General features: G+C 69.0%; 16 protein-coding genes and 1 tRNA gene. 6 read left to right on the forward strand and 11 right to left on the reverse strand.

Annotated features, from left to right (window positions below):
- Positions 1-6 precede the first annotated feature (6 nt).
- Genes ACH46_RS07520 through ACH46_RS07530 form a run of 3 tightly spaced genes read right to left on the reverse strand, consistent with a single transcriptional unit; the run spans position 7 to position 4,297 of the window.
- Positions 7-1,251, reverse strand: coding sequence for a trans-sulfuration enzyme family protein (locus tag ACH46_RS07520; RefSeq protein WP_062392362.1), 1,245 nt, complete (start codon positions 1,249-1,251; stop codon positions 7-9).
- Positions 1,190-2,491 (reverse strand): OpgC domain-containing protein, encoded by a 1,302-nt coding sequence (gene opgC, locus ACH46_RS07525; protein WP_226995798.1) that lies wholly within the window; start codon positions 2,489-2,491, stop codon positions 1,190-1,192. The genes ACH46_RS07520 and opgC overlap by 62 nt, the downstream gene beginning before the upstream one ends.
- 18 nt (positions 2,492-2,509) lie before the next feature.
- Positions 2,510-4,297: an AMP-dependent synthetase/ligase gene (locus tag ACH46_RS07530; protein WP_193392955.1), complete on the reverse strand. Its 1,788-nt coding sequence runs from the start codon at positions 4,295-4,297 to the stop codon at positions 2,510-2,512.
- Positions 4,298-4,440: 143 nt separating this feature from the next.
- On the opposite strand from ACH46_RS07530, the gene ACH46_RS07535 reads away from it, so the two are divergent.
- Positions 4,441-6,234 (forward strand): DEAD/DEAH box helicase, encoded by a 1,794-nt coding sequence (locus tag ACH46_RS07535; protein ID WP_062392364.1) that lies wholly within the window; start codon positions 4,441-4,443, stop codon positions 6,232-6,234.
- 74 nt (positions 6,235-6,308) lie between these two features.
- Here ACH46_RS07535 and ACH46_RS07540 read toward each other — a convergent pair whose 3' ends face one another.
- Positions 6,309-6,923, reverse strand: coding sequence for a TetR/AcrR family transcriptional regulator (locus tag ACH46_RS07540; protein WP_062392365.1), 615 nt, complete (start codon positions 6,921-6,923; stop codon positions 6,309-6,311).
- Between the two features lie 43 nt (positions 6,924-6,966).
- Positions 6,967-8,151, reverse strand: a complete 1,185-nt coding sequence (locus ACH46_RS07545) for an AAA family ATPase (protein WP_062392366.1) — start codon at positions 8,149-8,151, stop codon at positions 6,967-6,969.
- Between the two features lie 222 nt (positions 8,152-8,373).
- Here ACH46_RS07545 and ACH46_RS07550 point away from each other — a divergent pair, with 222 nt between their 5' ends.
- On the forward strand, positions 8,374-9,378 hold the full coding sequence (locus ACH46_RS07550) for a hypothetical protein (protein ID WP_062392367.1): 1,005 nt from the start codon (positions 8,374-8,376) through the stop codon (positions 9,376-9,378).
- On the opposite strand, the gene ACH46_RS07555 is transcribed toward ACH46_RS07550, so the two are convergent.
- The 4 genes from ACH46_RS07555 to ACH46_RS07570 form a co-directional block, all read right to left on the reverse strand.
- Positions 9,371-10,120, reverse strand: coding sequence for an SIR2 family NAD-dependent protein deacylase (locus ACH46_RS07555; RefSeq protein WP_062392368.1), 750 nt, complete (start codon positions 10,118-10,120; stop codon positions 9,371-9,373). The genes ACH46_RS07550 and ACH46_RS07555 overlap by 8 nt on opposite strands.
- A complete protein-coding gene (locus ACH46_RS07560; RefSeq protein ID WP_062392369.1) occupies positions 10,117-10,542 on the reverse strand; it encodes an HIT family protein in 426 nt (141 codons plus the stop codon). The genes ACH46_RS07555 and ACH46_RS07560 overlap by 4 nt, the downstream gene beginning before the upstream one ends.
- A gap of 107 nt (positions 10,543-10,649) precedes the next feature.
- Positions 10,650-11,039, reverse strand: coding sequence for a DUF4189 domain-containing protein (locus tag ACH46_RS07565; protein WP_062392370.1), 390 nt, complete (start codon positions 11,037-11,039; stop codon positions 10,650-10,652).
- A 43-nt stretch (positions 11,040-11,082) separates the two neighbouring features.
- Positions 11,083-11,874 (reverse strand): LppX_LprAFG lipoprotein, encoded by a 792-nt coding sequence (locus ACH46_RS07570; protein ID WP_062392371.1) that lies wholly within the window; start codon positions 11,872-11,874, stop codon positions 11,083-11,085.
- Positions 11,875-12,206: 332 nt separating this feature from the next.
- Here ACH46_RS07570 and ACH46_RS07575 point away from each other — a divergent pair, with 332 nt between their 5' ends.
- Together ACH46_RS07575 and acpS are read left to right on the forward strand one after the other, a co-directional pair.
- Positions 12,207-21,428, forward strand: coding sequence for a type I polyketide synthase (locus ACH46_RS07575; protein WP_062392372.1), 9,222 nt, complete (start codon positions 12,207-12,209; stop codon positions 21,426-21,428).
- A complete protein-coding gene (gene acpS / locus ACH46_RS07580) occupies positions 21,425-21,823 on the forward strand; it encodes a holo-ACP synthase AcpS (protein ID WP_062392373.1) in 399 nt (132 codons plus the stop codon). The genes ACH46_RS07575 and acpS overlap by 4 nt, the downstream gene beginning before the upstream one ends.
- 99 nt (positions 21,824-21,922) lie before the next feature.
- On the opposite strand, the gene ACH46_RS07585 is transcribed toward acpS, so the two are convergent.
- Both ACH46_RS07585 and bcp read right to left on the reverse strand, forming a co-directional pair.
- On the reverse strand, positions 21,923-22,558 hold the full coding sequence (locus ACH46_RS07585; RefSeq protein WP_062392374.1) for a TetR/AcrR family transcriptional regulator: 636 nt from the start codon (positions 22,556-22,558) through the stop codon (positions 21,923-21,925).
- 19 nt (positions 22,559-22,577) lie between these two features.
- A complete protein-coding gene (gene bcp, locus ACH46_RS07590; protein WP_062392375.1) occupies positions 22,578-23,051 on the reverse strand; it encodes a thioredoxin-dependent thiol peroxidase in 474 nt (157 codons plus the stop codon).
- Between the two features lie 112 nt (positions 23,052-23,163).
- On the opposite strand from bcp, the gene ACH46_RS07595 reads away from it, so the two are divergent.
- Positions 23,164-23,385 (forward strand): DUF3618 domain-containing protein, encoded by a 222-nt coding sequence (locus ACH46_RS07595; protein ID WP_062392376.1) that lies wholly within the window; start codon positions 23,164-23,166, stop codon positions 23,383-23,385.
- A gap of 136 nt (positions 23,386-23,521) precedes the next feature.
- Positions 23,522-23,594, forward strand: a tRNA-Lys gene (locus ACH46_RS07600).
- Positions 23,595-23,802: the final 208 nt, after the last annotated feature.

A 23,802-nucleotide genomic window follows, 5' to 3' on the forward strand; every position in this document is an offset into this window, starting at 1 on the left:
CGGTGCTCAGCTCACGGAGCAGGCGGTGTCCAGGGCAGCGGCCAGATCGGCCTTCAGATCGTCGACGTCCTCGAGTCCGACCGAGAAGCGGAGATGGCCGTACTTCTTGAAGCCCTCCGGGTATGCGGCGACGCGGGGACCGGTGGTGCCGACGTGGACGATCAGTGACTCGTCGTGTCCGACGGAGACCGCCGAGGTGATGATCTTCAAGTCGTTGACGAACCGGCTCTGCGTGGCCGGATCGCCCTTGAGTGCGAACGCCATGATGGCGCCGTACCCGCCGATGCCGCGGCCGGGATCGCCGAACTGCCGCTTGGCGACCTCGTGCTGCGGGTGGCTCTCGAGGCCCGGGTAGGCCACATAGGCGACGCGGTCGTCCGCCTCCAGGAAGCGGGCCAGCTCCAGTGCGGTCTCCTGGTGCTGACGCAGACGCAGGGGCAGCGTCACCGAGCCGCGCATGATGAGCCAGGCGTTGAACGGGGAGATCACGCCGCCGACGTCGACCATGGCCTCCGAACGGATCGGGTCGACGAGATCGGCGCGACCGATCACGGCGCCGCCCATCGCGTCGCCGTGGCCGTTGATGTACTTGGTCAGCGAATGCACGACGAGGCCGGCGCCGTCGTCCAGCGGACGGTACAGCGGCGGCGGGGTGAAGGTGGAGTCGACCATGAGGACGATGCCGCGGGCGTCGGCGATCGCGGCCAGCGCGGCGATGTCGGCGACCTTGGTCGTCGGGTTCGCGACCACCTCGGTCGCGATCAGCTTGGTGTTGGGACGGATCGCGGCGACGACGGCGTCGAGGTCGGTGATGTCGACGAAGGTCGCCTCGATGCCGTACTTGCGGGGGAGCAGCGACGTCCACAGCTTGTAGGTGGCCTCGTAGGTGGTGTCCGAGACGAGCACGTGGTCGCCGACGCTCACGTGACCGAAGAAGACCGCGTGCAGCGCCGCGACGCCGGTGGCGAGGGCGACCGCGTCCTCTCCGTGCTCCAGGGCGCACAGCTTGTCCTGCAGAGCGATCTGATTGATGCCGGTGTTGCGGGTGTACGTCAGGTGCTCGGGATTCGACCAGTCCATGGTCGACGGATCCTTGGGCAGGTGATACGAGTTCGCCATGATGATCGGGACGCGAATGGCCTCGCCTTCACCGTCGGCGTGATTGCCGCCGTGGACGCTCAGCGTCCGCTCACCGATGGATCCGGGAACCTTCTTGTCCGGCCTGTTCGTCGGGTTGTCGCTGCCGCTCACTTGATCGCTCTCCGTTCCGGGCCTGCCTCGCCGCCCACGCCTTCCTGACGGACGTCGCCAGCAGCATCGGCGCGCGATGCAGTTTGTCGACGCCCCACCGGGCGCGGCACTCGGCCCACACCCAGCACGCCGCGAACACTGCCAGCGCGATGAGGACGGCCGGCGCCGGCTTCCACGGTCGGTCCACGATGAGGATCGGGATCGCGAGCAGACACACGGCCTGCAGCACGTAGGAGTCGAGACTGCGGGCACCGGTGGCCACCAGCGGACGCAGCAGATCGCGACGCATCCAGCGTAAGGCGGAGCGGAAGACGCCGTACACGCAGGTCACCACGAGGAACGACAGGACGGCTCGCACCGGCCCCAGATCCACCTTGTCGACCAACAGCACCAGGTGCGGGCGGAGGTCCTCGCTCATCACGGCGTCTTCGACGGTCAGGCCGACGATCATGGTGACGACCAGCAGGGGCACGAGCCATCGGTCGATCAGTTCGGGTAGTCGCCAGGCGTCCCACCGCCAGCCGATGACGATCGCAGGGACGAACAGGATCTGCCACGCCGCCCAGTTCTGGATCGGCGGACCGCCCGGGAACGACGTGATCGTCAGGACGCTGGTTCCGGTGGTTCCCGTCGGCCAGATCATCGTCGCCGCGTAGACCACCAGCGATCCGCCCAGGACGACGGGCCACAGGCGGTTCGCGAGCAACGGCACCACGACCAGCGCCGACGCCATCAACAGCAGATACAGCACCAGGATGTTCCCGCCGCTGGGCAGGTAGCGCATGGTCGCCGCCCACTCGAGCAGGGTGCCGAGGCTCGGGTGGGGCGGAAGCTGCGTCAGTGCACGGAACTCCCGCGGCGCCACCGCCTGTGCCGCGGCGACCGCGATCAACGAGATGGCGAGCTGGCACACGTACAGCGTCACCAAACGTTTCGCGAGCCGCCGCAACGCGTACCCCAGGCCGAACTTCACGACCCATCGCTGGTAGACGATGCCGAGTACCAGGCCCGACAGCAGGACGAAGGCGCTCATGCCGTCGACGTAGGGGTAGGCGTGGGTGGGAACCGCGGCGACCGTTCCGTCGGCGAAGTGGAGGCTGATCATGCTCCAGATCGCGAGACCGCGTGTCGCATCGATCGCCAGATCGCGGCCGGAAGGCCGACGACGGCGCACCGGACGTGATGTCGGTGCGCCGTCGTCGGTCGGTGAGACGGAGGGTGACTGCGAAGTGGTCGTCACATCCCGTCCCTCCTTCGGCTACGAGTACAGGTCGGCGATCGCCTGCTTGTAGGTGTCGTGGATCACGTTGCGCTTCAGCTTCATGGTCGGCGTCAGCTCGCCGGTCTCGATGGTGAAGTCGGTGTCGAGGATTTCATACTTCTTGATCGCCTCGGCGTGCGACACGGTCTTGTTGGCCGCGGCGACGGCGGAATCGATCTCCGCACGCAGATCCGCGTTGGCGATCAGTTCCTTCATCGGAGTCGACGCAGGCAGGCCCTTGCGCTCGAGCCAGCCGGGGACGGCCTCGGGGTCGATCGTGATCAGTGCGGCGATGAACGGCTGCTTGTCGCCGACGACCAGGCACTGGCTCACCAGCGGGTGCGCGCGGATGGTGTCCTCGAGCTGTGCCGGCGAGACGTTCTTGCCGCCTGCGGTGACGATCAGTTCCTTCTTGCGGCCGGTGATGAACAGGTAGCCGTCCTCGAGGCGGCCGATGTCGCCGGTCAGGAACCAGCCGTCGACGATCGAGTCGGCGGTCGCCTTCTCGTTCTGCCAGTAGCCGGAGAAGACCATGCCGCCCTTGAGCAGCACCTCGCCGTCGTCCGCGATCTTCACGGTGACGCTGGGGACCGGGCGGCCGACCGAACCGATGCGGCGGTGCTCGTGGTTGTTCGCGGTGACCGCGGCGGTGGTCTCGGTGAGGCCGTAGCCCTCGAAGATCGGGACGCCCGCGCCCGCGAAGAAGTGGCCGAGGCGCTCGCCCAGCGGACCGCCGCCGGAGATGGCGCCCTCGCAGTTGCCGCCCAGCGCCGCACGGAGCTTGCCGTAGACGAGCTTGTCGAACACGGTGTGCTTGACCTTCAGCAGCAGACTCGGGCCGCCGTTCTCGACGGCGCGGCTGTACTCGATGGCGGTGTCGGCCGCGAGAGCGAAGATCTTGCCCTTGCCGCCGTCGATCGCCTTCTGCTCGGCGGTGTTGTACACCTTCTCGAAGACGCGGGGGACGGACAGGACGTAGTTCGGCTTGAACACGTCGAAGTCCGCGATCAGGTTCGGGATGTCACTGGTGTGTCCCAGGATCACCCCGCTCTCCAGGGCGGCGACCGCCACGACGCGGGCGAAGACGTGCGCGAGCGGCAGGAAGAGGAGCGTCGACTTGCCCTCCTCCAGGCCGGTGCCGACGGCCTTGGCGGTGGCCGCGGTCTCCTCGAGGAAGTTCGCGTGGGTCAGGACGACGCCCTTGGGGCGGCCGGTGGTGCCCGAGGTGTAGATCAGGGTGGCCGCGTCGGAGGACTTCGCGTTCGCCTCGCGCTCGTCGAGCACGCTGTCGGGGAGGTCGGCGCCGCGCTTGCGCAGGACGTTGATGGCGTCCTCGTCGATGACGAGGGTCTCCTTGAGCGCCGAGGCGCCCGAGATGACGTCCTGGTGGATGGCCCGATGCTTCGGGGTCTCGACGATCAGGAGCGAGGCGCCCGAGTCGGTGAGGATCCAGTCCAACTGATCGGGGGAGGAGGTCTCGTAGATGGCGATGGTGGTGCCGGCCGCACGCCAGATGGCGTAGTCCAGGACGCTCCACTCGTATCGGGTGGCAGCGAGCAGACCCACGCGGTCGCCCGGGTTCACGCCGGACGCGATCAGGCCCTTGGCGACGGCGTCGACCTCGTCGGCAAAAGCGCTGGCGGTCACGGTGACCCACTGTCCGGCGCCCGAGCGCTTGCGGAACAGGGGCAGCGTGGGCCGCTCCTTGCGGTAGCGCTGAAGGGTGGTGATGGTGGTGGCGTTCTCATCAACCGTCGTGATGGAGGGAGTTGTGAACTCCTGCATGATGATGTCCCCTTATGATACGAAAATCTCGATCTGTCTCTACAGACCTGAGTGCATCGAACGGTACCGCACGTGGTCAGTGAGGGGTGTCACAGGGTGTGGACGGGGTACTATCTACAGCCGATGACTATGAATGTTCGCCAATGAGCGAATCAGAAAACAGCAGTACTTCCGCGCAACCGGTCGAGGGGCCCGGCGCATTCGCCGACCTCGGCATCACCTCTCGGGTGCTCAAGGCGCTCGACGACATCGGCTACGAGAGCCCGTCGCCGATTCAGGCCGCCACCATCCCGCCTCTGATGGAGGGCCGCGACGTCGTCGGCCTGGCGCAGACCGGTACCGGCAAGACCGCAGCTTTCGCGCTGCCGATCCTGACCCGGCTCGACACGTCGGCGCGCAAGCCCCAGGCCCTGGTGCTGGCGCCCACCCGCGAGTTGGCGCTTCAGGTCGCCGAGGCCTTCGGCAGCTACTCCACGTACCTGCCCGAGGTGAAGATCCTGCCGATCTACGGCGGGCAGAGCTACGGCATCCAGCTCTCCGGCCTCCGCCGCGGCGCGCAGGTGATCGTGGGAACGCCCGGTCGTGTGATCGACCATCTCGACAAGGGCACCCTGGACCTCTCGCACCTCAAGTACCTGGTGCTCGACGAGGCCGACGAGATGCTCACGATGGGCTTCGCCGAGGACGTCGAGCGGATTCTCGCCGACACCCCGGACGAGAAGCAGGTGGCGTTGTTCTCGGCGACCATGCCGTCCGCGATCGGACGCCTGGCGCGCAAGTACCTGAACAACCCCAAGGAAGTCACCGTCAAGAACAAGACGGCGACCGCCCAGAACATCACGCAGAAATATCTGCAGGTCTCGCACCAGCGGAAGCTCGACGCCCTCACTCGCGTCCTCGAGGTCGAGGACTTCGACGGCATGATCGTGTTCGTCCGCACCAAGTCGGCGACCGAGGAGCTCTCCGAGAAGCTGCGCGCCCGCGGCCTGTCCGCCATGGCGATCAACGGCGACATGGTGCAGGCGCAGCGCGAGCGGACCATCAACCAGCTCAAGGACGGCTCGCTCGACATCCTCGTCGCGACCGACGTCGCCGCTCGCGGCCTGGACGTGGACCGCATCTCGCACGTCGTGAACTACGACATCCCGCACGACGTCGAGTCGTACGTGCACCGCATCGGCCGCACGGGTCGTGCCGGCCGCTCGGGCACCGCGCTGCTGTTCGTCTCACCGCGTGAGCGGCACCTGCTGCGCTCCATCGAGCGTCACACCCGCCAGGATCTGGAAGAGATCGATCTGCCGAGCGCCGACGACGTCAACGCTCAGCGCGTTGCGAAGTTCGCCGACTCGATCACCGCGAACCTCGCCTCGGACAATCTCGATCTGTTCCGCGGGCTGGTGGAGAACTACGCGCGCGACCACGACGTCACGATGGCCGACATCGCGGCCGCGCTGGCGTTGGAGACCCGCGACGGCGGCTTCCTGATGTCGCCGGATCCGCCCGCGGGCCAGCGTCGTGAGCGCTCCGAGCACCGCGATCGCGCTCCGCGCGGCGGCGGTCACTTCGCCACCTACCGCATCGCGGTGGGGCGCAAGCACAAGGTGTCGCCGGGAGCGATCGTCGGCGCCATCGCCAACGAGGGTGGCCTGACGCGCGGAGACTTCGGCAACATCAGCATCCGCGACGACTTCAGCCTCGTGGAGCTGCCGAACGACCTCGACGCCGAGACCCTGGGCATGCTGAAGCACACCCGGATCGGCAAGAACCCGATCGACCTGCGTCCGGACATGGGGCCGCCGCGCGGTCGCGGTGGTTCGCGGGGCAGCTCGCGCGGCTACGAGGATCGTCGCAAGGGCGGCGGCGGTTACCGCAAGGGCGGCGACAAGTACGGCAAGCGCCCCGCGCGCGTCGCCGGTCGCGGCCGCGATCACCACTGATCTCCGCACCGTTTCGACACGGCTCCCGATGCCTCGGCATCGGGAGCCGTGTTGTTTCAGTGCACTTGGTCGTTTCAGCGTCCTTGGTCGACGATCGCCTGGATCTTGGGGCCGAACTGATCGACGAGCTCGTCGACGGTGAGCGACGTGAAGCTCTCGGCGCGGATCAGGTAGCGCATCAGGGCCAGCCCGAACACGCAGCTGCCGATGGCGCGCACGGTCTCCTGCGACAGTCCGGCCGTCTTCGCGAGGGCGGGCATCATCTCGCCCGACGCGAAGTCGCCGAAGGCCTTGGCGGCGCCGTCGTCGTTGACCGCGGATCGGAGCATCGCCTGGAGCGCGACGCCCATGTCGTCGTTCTCCCAGATGGAGGTGAACGTGGTGATGAGTCGGCGGCCGAGGTCGGAGCGCGGACCGGAGGCGGCCGCGGTGACCCGGGAGATGGGATCGCCCGGCACCTCCATCACCGCGGTGAACAGGCCCCGCTTGCTGCCGAAGTGGTAGGAGACCAGAGCGACGTCGACGCCGGCCTCGGTGGCGATCGAGCGCATCGACGTCTTGGTGAAGCCGTTCTCACCGAACAGGTGCCGGGCGGCGGTCAGGATGTCGGTGCGGGTGGTGCTCTCGCCGCCGCGGCGGCCGCTGCGTGTCCGGTTCTTCGTGCGCTCAGGGCTGTCGACGGGCTTCACGTCATAGATCGTAGGTCGTCGATGTCGGAAGTTCGATCAGCGTTCACGGTGCCGGCGGCGGAAACGCTCGCCATTCGCTGAGACCCGATGATTCGGCAGGATGAGGTTCCATCGTTGAGCGCACGTAGTCGCGGAGGTAAGGCAGAGAGAACTCGACGTACCCGTGACTGGTGCTCTCCACGTACCCGCTGTCGAGGAGGCGCTGCTTATAGACCTGGACGTATTGGTCCGACTTCTCCATGCGCGAGACGATGCTCGAGATCTTGGTTCGTCCATCGTCGGGAGCCATCGCGCGGAGGAACTCCTGATCCATCTCGGAAAGGTCGTCGTAGACCTTCTTGATCACGCGGCTTTCGATGGCCTTCTTGGCCTTACCCTGGGCAACCTTGGCGTCGACGAGCGAGATCGTGTCCGACGTCGGATTGTTGCGCCACGCATAATCTCCAGCGAGCTGCACAAGGTAGGGGTATCCCTGGGAGATCTTCACCAGATGGGTCTCGGCGTCCGGGGCGAGCGTTCTGCCTCCCACTTGAGTGGTTTCGCGTAGTACTCGTCGGGTTTCGCCGATCGACAGTCGGCGGAAATCGACCTCGCGTGACCGGCGGAGGAATGTCATGTGAGGTTGCTCCATGAGCTGGTCGAGGTCCACTTTCACACCTGCGAACGCGACCATGATGTTGGCACCGGTGGACATGGCATGGGATATCTCCAGCGCAAAACGTGACAGTTCGCGGAGACGGACCTTGCTCGAGTGGACCTCGTCGATCAGTATCAGTATCCCGCGATTGTCCGTGGCTTGCGAGATCGCAACCAGGTCGCTCCGGAGCGATGGTGCCACTGTGCGTGAGCGGTCGGCGATTTCGAGTTCGATTCCGACGTTCAAAATGCTGAGGCTCTTCAACCTTGTCTGCTCGCTGTCGCTGAGCGAGTTGACGATGGTCGGGATCGTGCTGCCGACGACGCGGTCCATCAGTCCCTTGCTTGCATCGTCGCGAATGGTCAGCCAGCCGTGAGTTTCCGCGATGTCTTGCAAGCGGCTCAGCATCGATGTCTTTCCTGCTCCACGGAGGCCGGAGATCAGCACCGACTGATTCTCGCCGAAGTCGTAGTGTTGGAAGACTTCAGTGAACTCCTCGATCTCATCCTGGTGACCGCCGAAGATGAGTGGTGGCCTGCTGTAGCCGGGACGGAACGGGCTGTTCGTGTGCTCGGTCGACTCCGGCCGCATCGTTCTATCCAATCCGTATTTATTTTATTTAAATCACCGACGACTCATCGTAGCAGTGGGATGTCGTTCGGTGCGCAGTGTCCATTCGCACCTCGGCGTGGATGCGTGGACACGCATGCTCCGGTTCCGGTGGTGTGGCCATATTTCAACGGATGTTGACATATGAGGGTCTCGCCTCGCACCGTGCCGTTCAACAGTTGCCGAATTAGTTCGGAGGTCTCCATGTCGTCGACGACGAAGAAGCTGACCGGGATGGTGGTCGGGCTCGCGCTCGTGATCCCGCTGGTCCTGCTGATGTTCATCTCACCCGCCTCGCGCGCCACGCCCCACGACGTCCCGATCGGTGTCGCCGGGCCGCAGCAGGCGGTCGCCCAGATCTCAGCGATGCTGGAGCAGAAGCAGCCGGGAGCCTTCGAAGTCACCGGCTTCGCCACGGGGGAGGAACTGCAGGACGCGGCGCGCGACCGCCAGGTGTACGGCGGATTCGTCGTCGGCCCGGCGGCGGAGACGGTGATCGCCACCGGGGCAAGCCCGGTGGTCGCAGGAATGCTCACCGAGATCGGCGAGGCGATGCCCGGTGATGCGCGCGTGGTCGACGTCGCCGCGCCCACCGCCGACGACCCGCGCGGTGCGGGCTTCGGCTCCATGATCCTGCCGGTCTTCATGACGGCGATGGCGCTCGGCATGGCCGCCGCTCTGGTCGGCCGACGGCGCCGCGTGATGGCTGCGCTGCTCCCCATCGGTGCCGCAGCAGTCGGCGCCACCGCGGTGGGTGTCGCTATGTGGGCGGGAGTCCTCACCGGAGGCTTCGCGGGTCAGTGGCTGGCGATGACGATGGGCATCTGGGCGACGAGCGCCCTCGTCGCCGGAATCGTCTCGGCGATCGGGCCGGCGGGCGCGGGCGTGGCAGCTCTCGTCGTCATGCTCGTCGGCATGCCCCTGGCCGGCGTGTCGGCGCCGCGGGAGTTCCTGCCGTCGTTCTTCGGCACGCTGGGGCAGTCGTTGCCGCTCGGCGCCACCGGCACGGCCCTGCGCGGTGCCGCGTTCTTCAATCCGTCCGGCCTGATCGGCGCCGGTGCCGGGACCGCGTTCCTGGTGCTGATCGCCTGGGTCGCGGTCGGCTACGGATTGATGCAGATCCGGAGGTCGCCCGCCGATCCGGAGGCCGCCGTGTCGGTCGAGGGTGTGTCCGAACAGCCCGAGGACCGCGTCCCCGCCTTCAGCTGATCGCCGGCAGCGCGGCGGCGGCGGTGGACTCCAGGTGCACCGTCGCGAGTGGCGTCAATGCCGACGGTTCCGGATTCACCTCGATGATCGGGGTTCCAGCCTCCGCTGCGAGCAGTGGCAGGTTCGCGGCGGGCCGGATGACGCCGCTGGTGCCGATGATGATCAGCAGGTCGCACTGACCGACGGCGGCGGAGGCGTTGAGCCATGCGAGCTTCGGGAGGATCTCGCCGAACCAGACGACGTCGGGTCGGAGGCTCGCGCCGCACCGTGGGCAGCGCGGTCGCTCCCGAGCCAACGACAGGTCCGCGTCGCCGCGGTACGGGCACGTCTCGCACCGCGGTCCGATCAGGCTGCCGTGCAGATGGGCGTCGACCGTCGAACCGGCCCGTTCGTGGAGGTCGTCGACGTTCTGGGTGACGATGCTGACGCGCCCGCCCGCGAGCTTCTTCCGGCGGCCGAGATCGGCGATCGCACGATGGCCGTCGTTCGGTTCGACGGTCCGGAGCGTCTCCGCGCGATCGCGATACCAGCCCCACACCAGATCCGGGTCGCGGCGCCAACCGGACGGCGTCGCGAGATCCGCCGGTTCGTAGTTCGCCCAGAGTCCGGTCAGGGCGTCGCGGAAGGTCGGGATCCCGCTCTCGGCGGACATGCCCGCGCCGGAGAAGACGCAGACGTTCGCGGCGTCATCGATCAACCGCCGCGCCGCCGCCAGGTCGTCGGCGGACAAGGGGCTGGTCACGGGAGGACGTCCAGCGCCTCACGGACCATCGCGGCCACCGCGTCGAGATCGCGGGCGCGGCGGGTCAGGAAGCCCTTCGCGAAGCTGAACTTGTCGCCGGAATGACGGGGCACCACGTGCAGGTGCGAGTGGAAGACGGTCTGGAACGCGGCGCGGCCGTCGTTCATCGCCAGGTTGACCCCGTCGGCGGAGATGGCGCCGGCGCGCATCGCGGCAGCGAGTCGCTGGCCCGTGGCGAAGATCTTGCCGCCGACCATCGGATCCAGGTCGGCGAGCCCCGACGAGTGCTGTCGGGGGACCACGAGGGTGTGGCCCGCCGTGATCGGGGAGATGTCGAGGAAGGCGACGACGTCGTCGTCGGAGTACACGATGTGGGCGGGTGAGGTACCCGCGACGATCTCGCAGAAGACACAGTCGGACATGGTTCTCGAGCCTAATCTCCTCGCGGTCGGTCCGCCCGACGGGCGACAGCAGAACGCCGGGGCATCCGAATCGGATGCCCCGGCGTTCTGTCGGTGAGCGGGTGGGCCTACTGGTGGCCCGAGGTGCACGCCCAGTCGTGCACGTAGCCGCCGCCCGAGTTGTACAGGGCGTTGGACTGCGCGGTGTACAGGTCGGCCGCCCAGCCGAAGCCCCAGTAGCCGGAGCTCTTGGCGATGGCGCCGCAGGCGTTTCGCATCCGGACGACCACCTGGCAGTCGGTGTACCCGCACCAGGACAGGGCGGCGTTGGACGCGCTGGACCAATCCGGGTAGTCCAGGGCACGACCGGTGGCGCCGGTGCTCGGCGACAGTGCGATCGCGCCGTAGTAGTTCGCCGCAGCGGCCGGAGCCGGGTTCACGATGGTGGGGACGGTGAGTGCTGCGCCGACCCCGGCCGCGACAAGGGCGGCGTTGGCGAGACGTTTACGAATCTTCATGATGATCTCTTCTCTGCAGTCTGTCTCGGCTCGGAGTCCGCGATCAGCCGACCGGCTGACGGGTCGGCTCGCCGGACTTGGGCGCGGTGGTGGGCTTGGCGCTCGGCGACTTCACATCGGCGGGCTTCTTGGCGTCGACGGTCTTGCCCCACTCGCTGAGGTTGATGGTCATCGACGCGCCCTCGGCGGGCTCGGCCAGAACGCGGGCGACGTTGTTCTTGCCGTCCTTCGTGACCCACACGGTCACCGGGATGTCCGACTCCAGGCCCTTGGCCTCCGGCGATGCGCCGGTCAGGCCCGACAGGTCCTTGGCGGCGACGGTGCCGGTGATCTTGGTGGTCTCCACGCCGTCGATCGTCTCGGAGCCGTCCTCCTTGGCGCCGGTGATGTTCCGCAGAATGAACGGGACACCCTTCTCGGCGTCGAGGATCTTGCTGACGTCGTAGATCGAACGGCCGTCGCCGTAGTCGATGTAGCCCTTGTCATCGATGTTGGCGTACATGTGGTCGTCGACGTAGACGAACGGTGCGGACGACGACTTGTCGCCCATCTTCAGGGTCGCGGTGCCTTCGGCGGCGACCTTCGGCTTCGTCGCGACGTCGGCTTCGACCTTCGACGCGTTGACGCCCTGGAGCGAACCCTGGATGTCGAGGACCACTTTGGCGCCGGTGAGTGCGGCGGCGGCGTCGGCGGCGGAGTTCAAGGTCGCAGTCGCATTGGCGTCGGAGGCGGGCGCGTCTTTGCTGCCGTCATCGCTGGAGCATCCCGTCAGGGCGACGGCTGCGGCGACGGCGGCGACCGCTGCGACGATCGCGAATCGCTTGGAACGTTTCATAGAACTGGGATCCTCCTGTATCTCCCCACGATGCTGTCCGGAGGATCCGGATCGCTCATCGCGTATAAACCCTGCCTGGGAACTTACCGTGAGGGCGCCTTTTGCGAGAGAGAAGGTCGATCAGAGGAATGACGGGTCGCCCGACGTCGACGTGGTGTGACCACGTTCACGTTTTTTCTCTCCACCGCTGGCCGGGGCTGTTACCCGTGGGTCTACCAGCGGGTATACCTCCGGGTCACCCCAAAACATGAGGGATGCCTCATGTTCCTGTGTCACCATTGTGTCGTTCAAGCGACGGCTATGCCCGACGTGACGCACCGACAGGAGAGCTTGTGACCCTCGACCAGCACCGCACCGGCCAGCACAACGACCGCCTCGATTCCTCGGGATTGCTCGACCGACTGTCGGCAGGGGAGAGTTACGCGATCTGCTTCGGCGGACAGGGCGGCGCGTGGCTGCCGACGCTCACCGAGCTGGTCGCCGACGCCGACCTCGGTGAGACGATCGCCTCCATCGTCGAGCACAGCCGCGATGCGCTCGCGCCGATCGCCGACGAGCTCGCCGCCGCGGGCAGCGATCGCTTCGAGCCGCTCGAGTGGATCCGCGCGCACGAGGAGGAGCTTCCCGTGCCGAGCGAGACCCAGCTCGCCGACGCGCTCGTCTCGCTGCCCGGCATCCTGCTGAGCCAGCTGGCCGCCGTCGCCAACCTCGCCAAGCAGGGTCTGGACACCACCGTCCTGCCGCCGAGCGCCGTCATCGGCCACTCGCAGGGCATCCTCGCCACCGAAGCCGTCGCCACCGACGGCCAGGCTCCGACCGTCGCCGACGGCGACCTCCTCGCCATCGCACAGCTCATCGGCGCCGCCTCGACCGTCGTCGCCCGCCGGTCCGGTCTGCTCGGGTCGCGCGACGCCGCGCCGATGATCTCCATCGCCGGCGCCGACCCCGTCGTCATCGACGAACTCATCGCCGAGTACGCCGCCGGTCAGCCCGCCGACGCCGTCGGCCTGCCGACCGTCGCCATCATCAACTCGCGCCGCACCATCGTCGTCTCCGGCTCGCCGCGCCACCTCGCCGGGTTCAGTGCGCTCGCCGAGCTGCGCGCCGCCGCCGAGGCCGACGCCCGCAAGCGCAAGGTCACCGGCGGCACCCCGTTCGCACCGGTCATCGAAGACCTCAACGTCACCGTCCCGTTCCACCACCCGGACCTGGCGCCCGCCGTCACGCTGGCGACCTCGTGGGCGCAGCGCTGCGGCCTCGACGCCGACGTCGTCGAGCGCTACGCCGTCTCGCTGCTCGTCGCCCCGGTCAACTGGGTCGAGATGGTCGGCGACGTGGTCGGCTCCGGCGCCCGCTGGGTCATCGACTTCGGCCCGTCCGACCTCGCGTCGCGGCTGTCGTCGCCGTCGCTGCGCGGCCAGGGCGTCGGCGTGGTCGCCGCTGCCACCCGCGGCGGCCAGCGGAACCTGTTCGTGCCCGGTTCCGCCCCCGAGGTCTCGCGCCCCTGGTCGGTCTTCGCGCCCCGGCTGATCAGCCTGCCCGACGGCCGCACCGTCGTCGACACCGCATTCACCCGCCTCACCGGGCGGTCGCCGATCCTGCTCGCGGGCATGACCCCGACCACCGTCGACCCGGCCATCGTCGCCGCGGCCGCCAACGCCGGCCACTGGGCCGAGCTCGCGGGCGGCGGTCAGGTGACCGAGGAGATCTTCGAGGGCAACGTCGCACGTCTCGAGGAGCTCCTCGACGCCGGACGCCAGGTCCAGTTCAACTCGCTCTTCCTGGATCCGTACCTGTGGAAGCTGCAGCTCGGCAGCAAGAAGATCGTCCAGAAGGCGCGCGCCAAGGGCGCCCCGTTCGACGGCGTCATCATCACCGCGGGCATCCCCGAGCTCGAGGAGGCCGTCGACCTGGTCCACGAGTTCACCGAGGCCGGTCTGCACTACGTCGCGTTCAAGCCCGGCACCGTCGACCAGATCCGCCAGGTGATCCGCATCGCGCTGCAGGTCCCGCACTTCCCGGTCATCGTGCAGATCGAAGGCGGCCGCGCAGGCGGTCACCACTCGTGGGAGGACCTCGACGATCTCCTGCTCGCCACTTACGCCGAGCTCCGCGACCGCCCGAACGTCGTCCTCTGCGTCGGCGGCGGCATCGGCACGCCCGAGCGCGCCAGCGACTACATCACCGGCAAGTGGGCCTCCGCCCACGGCTACCCCGTGATGCCGCTCGACGGCATCCTCGTCGGCACCGCCGCGATGGCCACCCTCGAGGCCACCACCGCCCCCGAGGTGAAGCAGCTCCTCGTCGACACCGAGGGCTGCGACACCTGGATCGGTGCCGGCCACGCCGAGGCGGGCATGGCCTCGGGCCGCAGCCAGCTGGGCGCCGACATCCACGAGATCGACAACGCCGCATCCCGTACCGGCCGTCTCCTCGACGACGTCGCCGGTGACGCCGAGGCCGTCGCCGAGCGTCGCGACGAGATCATCGCCGCCCTCGACGCCACCGCCAAGCCCTACTTCGGCGACGTCGCCACCATGACCTACGGCGCGTGGCTGAGCCGCTACGCCGAGCTCGCCACCGGCGCGGAAGGTCAGTACGGCTGGGCCGACATCACCTGGGAGCAGCGCTTCGTCGAGATGCTGCACCGCACCGAGGCCCGCATGAACAGCCTCGACTCCGGCGAGTTCGTCTCCGCGTTCGGCGACACCGTCGCCGACCCGCATGCCGCGATCGCCGAGCTGACCCGCCTGTACCCGGCTGTCGACACCGACATCCTGCACCCGGCCGACGTCTACTTCTTCCTGGAGCAGTGCCGCACCCCCGGCAAGCCGGTCAACTTCGTCCCCGTCATCGACAAGGACGTCCGCCGCTGGTACCGCAGCGACTCGCTGTGGCAGGCGCACGACGCCCGGTACACCGCCGATCAGGTCTGCATCATCCCCGGCACCGTCGCCGTCTCCGGCATCACCCGCGTTGACGAGCCCGTCGGCGATCTGCTGGACCGCTTCGAGGCCCAGGTCGCCGCCGACCTGCGCACCGCGGGCGAACAGGCGCAGGTCGTCGCCGCCCGCCGTCACCGCGACGTCGTCCCCGCCTCCGGTCCGCTGACCGTCCTCATCGAGGCCGAGGACGTCCTGTGGGCCGGTCGCCAGGTCCGCAACCCGATCGCGCTCCTCGGCGACCGTGACGCGTGGGCGATCTACGATGGCGAGTACGCCGAGCACCCCAGCGGCGCGATGATCGCCTTCGTCCCCGACGCCGAGACCGCCGACGACGAGATCCGCCTGGACCTGGTGGTCCCGGTCTCCGGCAACATCCTCCGCATCCCGTTCACCGGCGACCTCCGCGTCATCGACGGCGGCAGCCCCCGCATCACCGTCGACGGCGCCGCCGGCGCCATGCGCGACCTCCTGACCGTCGCCGCGGGCGGCGAGCTCATCGAGTCGGTCGCCGGCGTCGTCACCTCCACCGTGGCGTGGAAGGCCGACTCCGTCGCCGACCACAGCGGTGCCACCGGCTCCGCGCTTCCGAGCGCGCTGATCCCGACCACCCCGGCGTCCGCGAACGGCTTCGCCGTCCCGGACACCCTCGTCGTCGCGTGCTGGCCCAGCGTCTTCAGCGTCATCGGTGCCGCCCGCACCGCCGACGGTCTGCCCGTCGTGGAAGGCCTCCTGGACCTGGTCCACCTGGACCACGCAGTCGAGGTGACCGGTGAGATCCCGGCCGTCGACACTGAGCTGACCGTCATCGCCCGACTCATCGGCGTCACCGACACCTCCGCCGGCCGCGTCGTCGAGGTTCACGTCGACGTCCGCTCGGGCGACCAGGTGATCGCCGTGCTCCGCGAGCGCTTCGCGATCCGCGGTCGCCTCGGCGACGCCGAGCTCGTCGACCCGGTGCGTGCCGGCGGTGCCGCCGCCGACGAGCACGCGGGCACCCGCAAGTTCCTCCGCAGCGCCACCGTCACCGCGCCCACCCGCATGAACGGTTTCGCCGTCGTCTCCGGCGACCGCAACCCGATCCACGTCGACCCGCTGGCCGCGCGCCTGGCCGGTCTGGGCGATCCGATCGTTCACGGCATGTGGCTCTCGGCCGCCGCCCAGCAGGTCCTGGCCGCCGCCGACCGCGACAACCCGACGCCCGCGCCGCGCGCCATCCTCGGCTGGACCGCCCGCTACCTCGGCATGGTCCGCCTCGGCGACACCGTCGACATCCGCATCGACCGGGTCGGCATGGACGCCGGTCGCGAGACCGTCGAGCTGACCGCCAAGGTCGACGGCGAACTCGTCATGGCCGCCACCGCGCTGCTCGCTGCCCCGCGCACCGTCTACGCCTTCCCGGGCCAGGGCATCCAGCACAAGGGCATGGGCCTCGACGCCCGCACCCGCTCGGCCGCCGCCCGCGAGATCTGGGACCGCGCCGACAAGCACACCCGCGAGGCCCTCGGCTTCTCGATCCTCGCCGTGGTCCGCGACAACCCGACCACCCTCGTGGCCAACGGAACCACCTACCACCACCCGGACGGCGTCCTGTTCTTGACGCAGTTCACCCAGGTCGCCATGGCGGTCCTCGGCGTCGCCCAGGTCGCTGAGCTGCGCGAATCGGGCTCGTTCGTCGACGGCTCCATCACCTGCGGGCACTCGGTCGGCGAGTACAACGCCCTCGCCGCGTGTGCGGGCGTTCTGCCCCTGGAAGCCGTCCTCGAGGTGGTCTTCCAGCGCGGCAGCGCCATGCACCACCTGGTGCCCCGCGATGAGAAGGGCCGCTCCAACTACCGGATGGCCGCCATCCGCCCGAGCCAGTTCGGCCTCGAGGACGCCGACGTCGAGGACTTCGTCTCCGGCCTCGGCCGCGAGGCGGGGGAGTTCCTCGAGGTCGTGAACCTCAACCTCCTCGGCTCGCAGTACGCGATCGCCGGCACCGTGCGCGGCCTGGAGCTCCTCGAGAAGGAGATCGAGCGACTCGTCGCCGAGCACGGCGGTCGTCGTGCCTTCATCCTGGTGCCCGGCATCGACGTGCCGTTCCACTCCACAGTCCTGCGCGCCGGAGTGCCGGAGTTCCGCGGCAAGCTCGAGGAACTGCTGCCCGCCGACATCGACCCGGAGATCCTGGTCGGCAACTACATCCCGAACCTGGTTCCGCGCCTGTTCAACCTGAGCCGCGAGTTCGTCACCGAGATCGCAGGCCTCGTGCCGTCCGATCCGCTGGACGCGGTTCTGGCCGAGTGGGACTCGTGGGCCGCGCGCCCGTCCGAGCTGACCCGAGTCATCCTGATCGAGCTCCTGGCCTGGCAGTTCGCCAGCCCGGTCCGCTGGATCGAGACACAGGACCTGCTCTTCACTCCGGCCTCCGAGGGCGGTCTCGGCATCGACCGGTTCGTCGAGGTGGGCGTCAAGAACGCGCCGACCCTCTGCGGACTGGCGCGCAACACCCTGAAACTGCCCGACTACGGCGCCGCGAACGCCGAGGTGCTCAATGTGGAGTCCGACGCAGCGGTGCTGCGCGCGGAGGACTCCGCGCCGGAGCCGGTCGAGGACGACGTCGTCGAGGAGGCGCCCGCTGAGACTGCTGCGGCGGCCGCTCCCGCCGCCGCGGCCCCCGCACCGGTTCCGGCCGCCGCCGCGGGCCCCCGCCCCGACGACATCGCCTTCGGTCCCGCCGAGGCGGTCCGCGCCGTGATCGCGCTGTGGACCAAGATGACCCCGGCGCAGATCGGCCCCGCCGACACCATCGAGTCGCTGTGCGACGGCGTGTCCTCGCGCCGCAACCAGCTGCTGCTCGACATCGGCACCGAACTCGGCCTCGGCGCCATCGACGGTGCCGCGGAAGCCGACATGGGCGCCCTGGCGTCCACCGTCAGCACCCTGGCACGCGGCTACAAGCCGCTCGGCGACGTCCTGAGCGACGCCGTCGGCGACCAGGTCCGCAAGATCGCAGGCCCCATCGGCAAGCGCGCGTCGTACATCACCGACCGCGTCACCACCGCGTGGCAGCTCGGCGACGGCTGGGGACGCCACACCCTCGTGGCCGTGGCCCTCGGCTCCCGTGAGGGCGCCAGCGTCCGCGGCGGCGACCTCGGCGACCTGCTCGACGGCGGCGTGGCCTCGGCAGCCGACTTCGACGCCCTGATCGACCGCGCCGTCCGCAGCGTGGGTGCGGCCCGCGGCATCGCCGTGGAACTGCCCGCCGCGGCCTCCGCCGCCGGCGGCACCGTCGACGCCGCTGCCCTCGGCGAGTTCACCGAGCAGATCACCGGCCCGGACGGCGTCCTCGCGACCGCCGCCCACACCATCCTCGATCAGCTGGGGCTGGCCGACGTCGTCGACGCCTCCACCGTCGAGGAGGACCCGAACGCGGCCCTCGCCGACCTGGTCAGCGCCGAGCTCGGCTCCGACTGGCAGCGCGCCGTCGCACCCGCCTTCGACGAGCAGCGCGCCGTGCTGCTCGACGACCGCTGGGCCAGCGCCCGCGAAGACCTGGCACGCGTCTGGCTGCTCTCGGAGGACGAGGTCCACGAGCGCCACCAGGACCTCGCCGAGTCGCTGACCGGCGCGGGCGCCGAGGTCGCCGAGCACGCCACCTGGTGGCAGGGCAAGGCCCTCGCACTCGGCTACCAGGAGCACGCCACCGCGTACGCCGCCATGGCGCACGCCGCGCAGAAGCCGGAAGCCGGCGAGTTCGTCGACGACATCGCCGTCGTCACCGGAGCCTCGCAGGGTTCGATCGCCGCGGCGGTCGTGGGTCGGCTCCTCGCAGGCGGTGCCACCGTCGTCGCGACCACCTCGCGCCTGAACAGCGAGCGTCTCGGGTTCTACAAGGACCTCTACCGCACCCACGCCCGGCACGACGCCGCGCTCTGGGTGATCCCCGCCAACCTCGCGTCGTACGCCGACGTGGACGCGGTGGTCGAGTGGCTCGGCTCCGAGCAGACCGAGAACCTCGGTGCCAGCACCGCGGTCATCAAGCCCGCGATGCGGCCGACGCTGCTGTTCCCGTTCGCGGCACCGCGCGTCGCCGGTGACCTCACCGACGCCGGCGCCCGCGCCGAGATGGAGATGAAGGTCCTGCTGTGGTCGGTGGAGCGGCTCATCGCCGGTCTGTCCGCCATCGGCGCCGATCACGACATCAGCGCCCGCCTGCACGTGGTCCTGCCCGGTTCGCCGAACCGCGGCATGTTCGGCGGCGACGGCGCCTACGGCGAGGCCAAGGCCGCGCTCGACGCGCTGGTCACCCGCTGGGGTGCCGAGGACTCCTGGAGCAAGCAAACGACCCTCGCCCACGCCCTCATCGGCTGGGTCCGGGGCACCGGCCTCATGGGTCACAACGACGGTCTGGTCGACGCGGTCGAGGCCGCGGGCGTCAAGACCTGGAGCACCCCGGAGATGGCCGACGCCCTCGTCGAGCTGTGCTCGCCGGAGGCGCGGGAGAGCGCTCGCACCGAGCCGGTGATCGCCGACCTGACCGCCGGTCTGGACCCGGAGAAGATCGACCTCAAGGCGCTCGCCACCGCTGCCGCGGAGGCACCCGCCGCAGAAGCGGCCGAGAGCGCGGACGAGGTCGACGGCGTCACCGTCGCCGCACTGCCCGCTCCGGCACGCGCCGATCTGCCCGCGCAGCACGCCTGGCCGCAGCTCGACTCGCGTCCCGAGGACCTCGTGGTCATCGTCGGCGCAGGCGAGGTGGGCCCGTACGGTTCGGCCCGCACCCGCTTCGAGATGGAGGTCGACGAGCAGCTCTCGGCCGCAGGCGTTCTGGAACTGGCCTGGACCACCGGACTGGTGGTCTGGGAGGAGACCCCGAAGGCCGGCTGGTACGACGTCGAGTCCGGCTACCCGGTCGCCGAGTCCGACATCGCCGAGCGCTACCACGACGCCGTCGTCGAGCGCGTCGGCATCCGCCGGTACGCGGACGAGGGCGCCATGGTCGAGAACACCTCGCCGCTGCTGGAATCGGTGTTCCTCGACAAGGACCTGACCTTCTCGGTGCCGAATGAGGCGGCGGCCCGCGAGTTCGCGTCCGCCGACCCCGAGCGCACCCGGATCGCGCCCAACGCCGAGACCGGCGACTGGACCGTCACCCGCCTGGCGGGCACCGAGATCCGCGTCCCGCGTCGCGCCAAGCTGTCGCGCACCGTCGGCGGTCAGATCCCGACCGGCTTCGACCCGGTCCGCTGGGGCGTCTCGCCCGACATGGTCGAGTCCGTCGACCGCGTCGCGCTGTGGAACCTGGTCGCCACCGTCGACGCCTTCATCACCGCGGGCTTCTCGCCCTCGGAGCTGATGCGCTGGGTGCACCCCGGCCTGGTCGCCAACACGCAGGGCACCGGCATGGGCGGCATGACCTCCATGAGGTCGCTGTACGTCGACACGCTGCTCGGTGAGTCGAAGGCCAACGACATCCTGCAGGAGGCCCTGCCGAACGTCGTCGCCGCGCATGTGGTGCAGTCGTACATCGGCAGCTACGGCGCCATGATCCACCCGGTCGCCGCATGCGCCACCGCCGCCGTCTCGGTGGAGGAGGGCGTCGACAAGATCCGCGTCGGAAAGGCGCTGTTCGCAGTGGCGGGCGGCTTCGACGACCTCGGCATCGAAGGCATCGTCGGCTTCGGCGACATGTCGGCCACCGCCGACTCCGCCAAGATGTCGGCCCGCGGCATCGACGACAACCGCTTCTCCCGCGCCAACGACCGTCGCCGCGGAGGCTTCGTCGAGTCGGCCGGCGGCGGCACCGTCCTGCTGGCTCGCGGCGACGTCGCCGCGCAGCTGGGCCTGCCGGTCCTCGGCGTGGTGGCCTGGGCGCAGAGCTTCGGCGACGGCGTCCACACCTCGATCCCGGCACCGGGCATCGGCGCGCTGGGTGCGGCTCGCGGCCAGAAGTCGTCGCCGCTGGCGAACGCGCTGTCGAGCCTGGGCGTCAGCCCCGACGACGTCGCGGTGGTCTCCAAGCACGACACCTCCACCCGCGCCAACGACCCGAACGAGGCCGAGCTGCACGAGCGGCTCGCCGGGGCCATCGGCCGCGGCGACGGTGCCCCGCTGTTCGTCGTCTCGCAGAAGGCGCTGACCGGTCACGCCAAGGGCGGTGCCGCAGCCTTCCAGCTGATCGGCCTGTGCCAGGTGCTCCGCGACGGCGTCATCCCGCCGAACCGCAGCCTGGACTGCGTCGACGACAAGATGCGCGACTACCCGCACCTGGTGTGGCCGCGTGAGACGCTCCGCATGGGCGAGCGCTTCCCGCTGAAGGCCGGTCTGCTGACCTCGCTGGGCTTCGGTCACGTGTCGGGCCTGATCGCCGTCGTCCACCCGGAGGCGTTCATCGCGACCCTGGACGAGTCGGAGCGCGCGGCGTACCGCGAGCAGAGTGCCACGCGTCTGCGTGACGGCAAGCAGCGTCTGCTGCAGGCCATGTGCGGCGGCGAGGCCGCCTACCAGCGTCCCGCGGATCGTCGCATGGGCGAGGGTGACGAGCACACCGTCGAGGCCGGCATGCTGCTGGATCCCGAGAGCCGTCTCGACGGCGACGCCTACCCGCAGATCGGCTGCCACCGGTGAGCGTCGTGGGGGTCGGAATCGACCTGGTGTCGGTGACCGAGTTCGCCGAGCAGCTCCGCAAACCCGGCTCGACGTTCGGCGCCCGGTTCACGGTCGGCGAACGGCGGGACGTGGCGGAGAAGACCGGTGACGAAGCACGCCACCTCGCGGCCCGGTGGGCCGCGAGGGAGGCGGTCGTGAAGGCGTGGTCGTCGAGCCGCTTCGGTGCGACGCCGCTGCTGCCCGAGACCGCGGTCAACGACGTCGAGGTCCAGACCGACGCGCACGGTCGTCCGCGGATCCGGCTGCACGGAGACATCGCGCAGGCACTCGCCGGACAGAAGATCCACGTGTCGCTGACGCACGACGGCGACATGGCCGCCGCCGTCGCGATCATTGAGGACGTGGACGGCTAGCAGGCGAAACGCTTAAGGCGTCGATGTTCGCCCAGGGTTTGACCCTGGGCGAACATCGACGCCCAACGCGTTTGTGGCCTCGTGCGCGCCCAGGGGGCGTCAGGCGTGTCCCGACACCTCTTCGAGCATCAGGTAGCCGCCGAGCATCCGCTTGAGCTCGTAGACGGTCAGCTCGTGGTCGTGGCCGTCCTGCACCGAGAAACTCAGCAGCGAGTACGCGGTGTGGACCAGGACTTCGGCCATCATGGCGCGACGGTCGCGCTGGTCCGGCGTCAGGGGAGCGAGGATCCGCGCCACCTGGTCGGCCAGGATGCGTTCGTTGATCACCGCCGTCGCGCGGGTCGCCGGCGTCGACTGGACGGCCAGCCACACGGCACGACGTGACGGGTCGGTGCGCCACAGATCGGCGAGATGGTCCAGGAACTTCTCCAGCAGCTGCGGCCACTCGAGCGACGGGATCTCCGAGGCGAACTCGTTGAGTTCGTCGCGCACCGTGCTCGAGTCCTGCCGGTCCAGCTCGCACACCACCACGTACTTGTTGGCGAAGTACTGGTAGATGGTGCCGATCGGCAGTTCGGCGCGGGTCGCGATCTGCTCGCAGGTGAGCGATTCGAAACCGACGTCGATCAGGACCTCGCGGGCGGAGTTCAGAATCGATTCGAACGTGCGCCTGCTGCGTTCCTGGGTCGGCCGCTTGCGAGGGACCAGCGGGGCCGGAGAAGTCGTGTCGGACATGGGATCGGGTCGGAGCCGATCAGAGGGACAGGTCGCGTCGCAGCTTGGCGACGTGCCCGGTGGCGCGCACGTTGTACTGTGCTGCGCCGATGGTGCCGTCCTCGTTCACCAGGAAGGTGGAGCGGATGACGCCGTTGACGATCTTCCCGTACAGCTTCTTCTCGCCGAACGCGCCCCACTCGGTGAGGACCTCCTTCTCCGGGTCCGACAGGAGCGGGAAGGTCAGCTCGTCGCGCTCGACGAACTTGGCGAGCTTCGCGGGCTTGTCGGGGGAGATGCCGATGACGTCGACGCCCTGGCCGTTCAACTCGGCGAGGCTGTCGCGGAAGTCGCAGGCCTGCTTGGTGCAGCCGGGGGTCATCGCCGCGGGGTAGAAGTACACGATCACCTTGCGGCCCGCGTAGTCCGCGAGGGACACGCTTTCGCCCGTGGAATCGGGGAGCGTGAATGCAGGAGCCTTGTCACCGACCGAGAGTCGTCCATTCGCAGACATGAGGCAAGGCTATCGGATTCGACGGAGGGGTCGTCTGAAGTAGGCTCGAACCGTTGCATGTACGCGCGCGGTGTATAGGCCTCTATGCACCGCCAGATCACGGAGGACCGTAGTGGCCGACGAAACCAAACGCATCGAGGACGAGATCGCCAAGGCGAGGGAGGAACTCGCCGGCACCCTCGACCAGTTGGTCGTCCGGGCCAACCCGCAGCGACTGGCCGACGACGCCAAGGTCCGCGTGGTCGCCGTCGTCAACCAGCCCGCCGTCAAGTTCGGGCTCATCGGCGTCGGTGCACTCGTCGTCGCTGTGGTTGTTCGCAAGATCTTGCGCTGATCGTCGCCCGGCCGTTGCGAGGATGACACGTGACCACCGCTGACCAGGCGATTTTTCATCTGGGCGATCATGGTGTTAATGTTTTCCCCGCAAGGCCGCAGCGGCCCGGCCAACGCCGGTTGCCTGCAGCGATCAAGCGCCATTAGCTCAATTGGCAGAGCAGCTGACTCTTAATCAGCGGGTTCGGGGTTCGAGTCCCTGATGGCGCACAGCGAAATCCCCGTCAGACCTTCTGGTCCGGCGGGGATTTCCTCGTTCTCCACGTCGGTGGCGGATTGTGCCGTTGATTCGAGTCGGTGAGTGCCCCGTATCAACGGTGGAGGCCCGCAATGGTTCTTCCTACGTCTCCTATCAGCTTCGCTGCCCGTATCGCTCAGTTTCGGTCGGTACCGTCGGCGGCGGTCTGCTGTTCGGCGG

The organism is Gordonia phthalatica, from assembly GCF_001305675.1.
GTDB lineage: Bacteria > Actinomycetota > Actinomycetes > Mycobacteriales > Mycobacteriaceae > Gordonia > Gordonia phthalatica.

Bases quoted from the DNA above. Each gene is read 5' to 3' on its own strand.
- ACH46_RS07565 (WP_062392370.1), bottom strand. From the start codon at position 11,039: ATGAAGATTCGTAAACGTCTCGCCAACGCCGCCCTTGTCGCGGCCGGG.
- ACH46_RS07570 (WP_062392371.1), bottom strand. From the start codon at position 11,874: ATGAAACGTTCCAAGCGATTCGCGATCGTCGCAGCGGTCGCCGCCGTC.
- ACH46_RS07560 (WP_062392369.1), bottom strand. From the start codon at position 10,542: ATGTCCGACTGTGTCTTCTGCGAGATCGTCGCGGGTACCTCACCCGCC.
- ACH46_RS07545 (WP_062392366.1), bottom strand. From the start codon at position 8,151: ATGCGGCCGGAGTCGACCGAGCACACGAACAGCCCGTTCCGTCCCGGC.
- ACH46_RS07585 (WP_062392374.1), bottom strand. From the start codon at position 22,558: ATGTCCGACACGACTTCTCCGGCCCCGCTGGTCCCTCGCAAGCGGCCG.
- ACH46_RS07530 (WP_193392955.1), bottom strand. From the start codon at position 4,297: ATGCAGGAGTTCACAACTCCCTCCATCACGACGGTTGATGAGAACGCC.
- ACH46_RS07535 (WP_062392364.1), top strand. From the start codon at position 4,441: ATGAGCGAATCAGAAAACAGCAGTACTTCCGCGCAACCGGTCGAGGGG.
- ACH46_RS07550 (WP_062392367.1), top strand. From the start codon at position 8,374: ATGTCGTCGACGACGAAGAAGCTGACCGGGATGGTGGTCGGGCTCGCG.
- bcp (WP_062392375.1), bottom strand. From the start codon at position 23,051: ATGTCTGCGAATGGACGACTCTCGGTCGGTGACAAGGCTCCTGCATTC.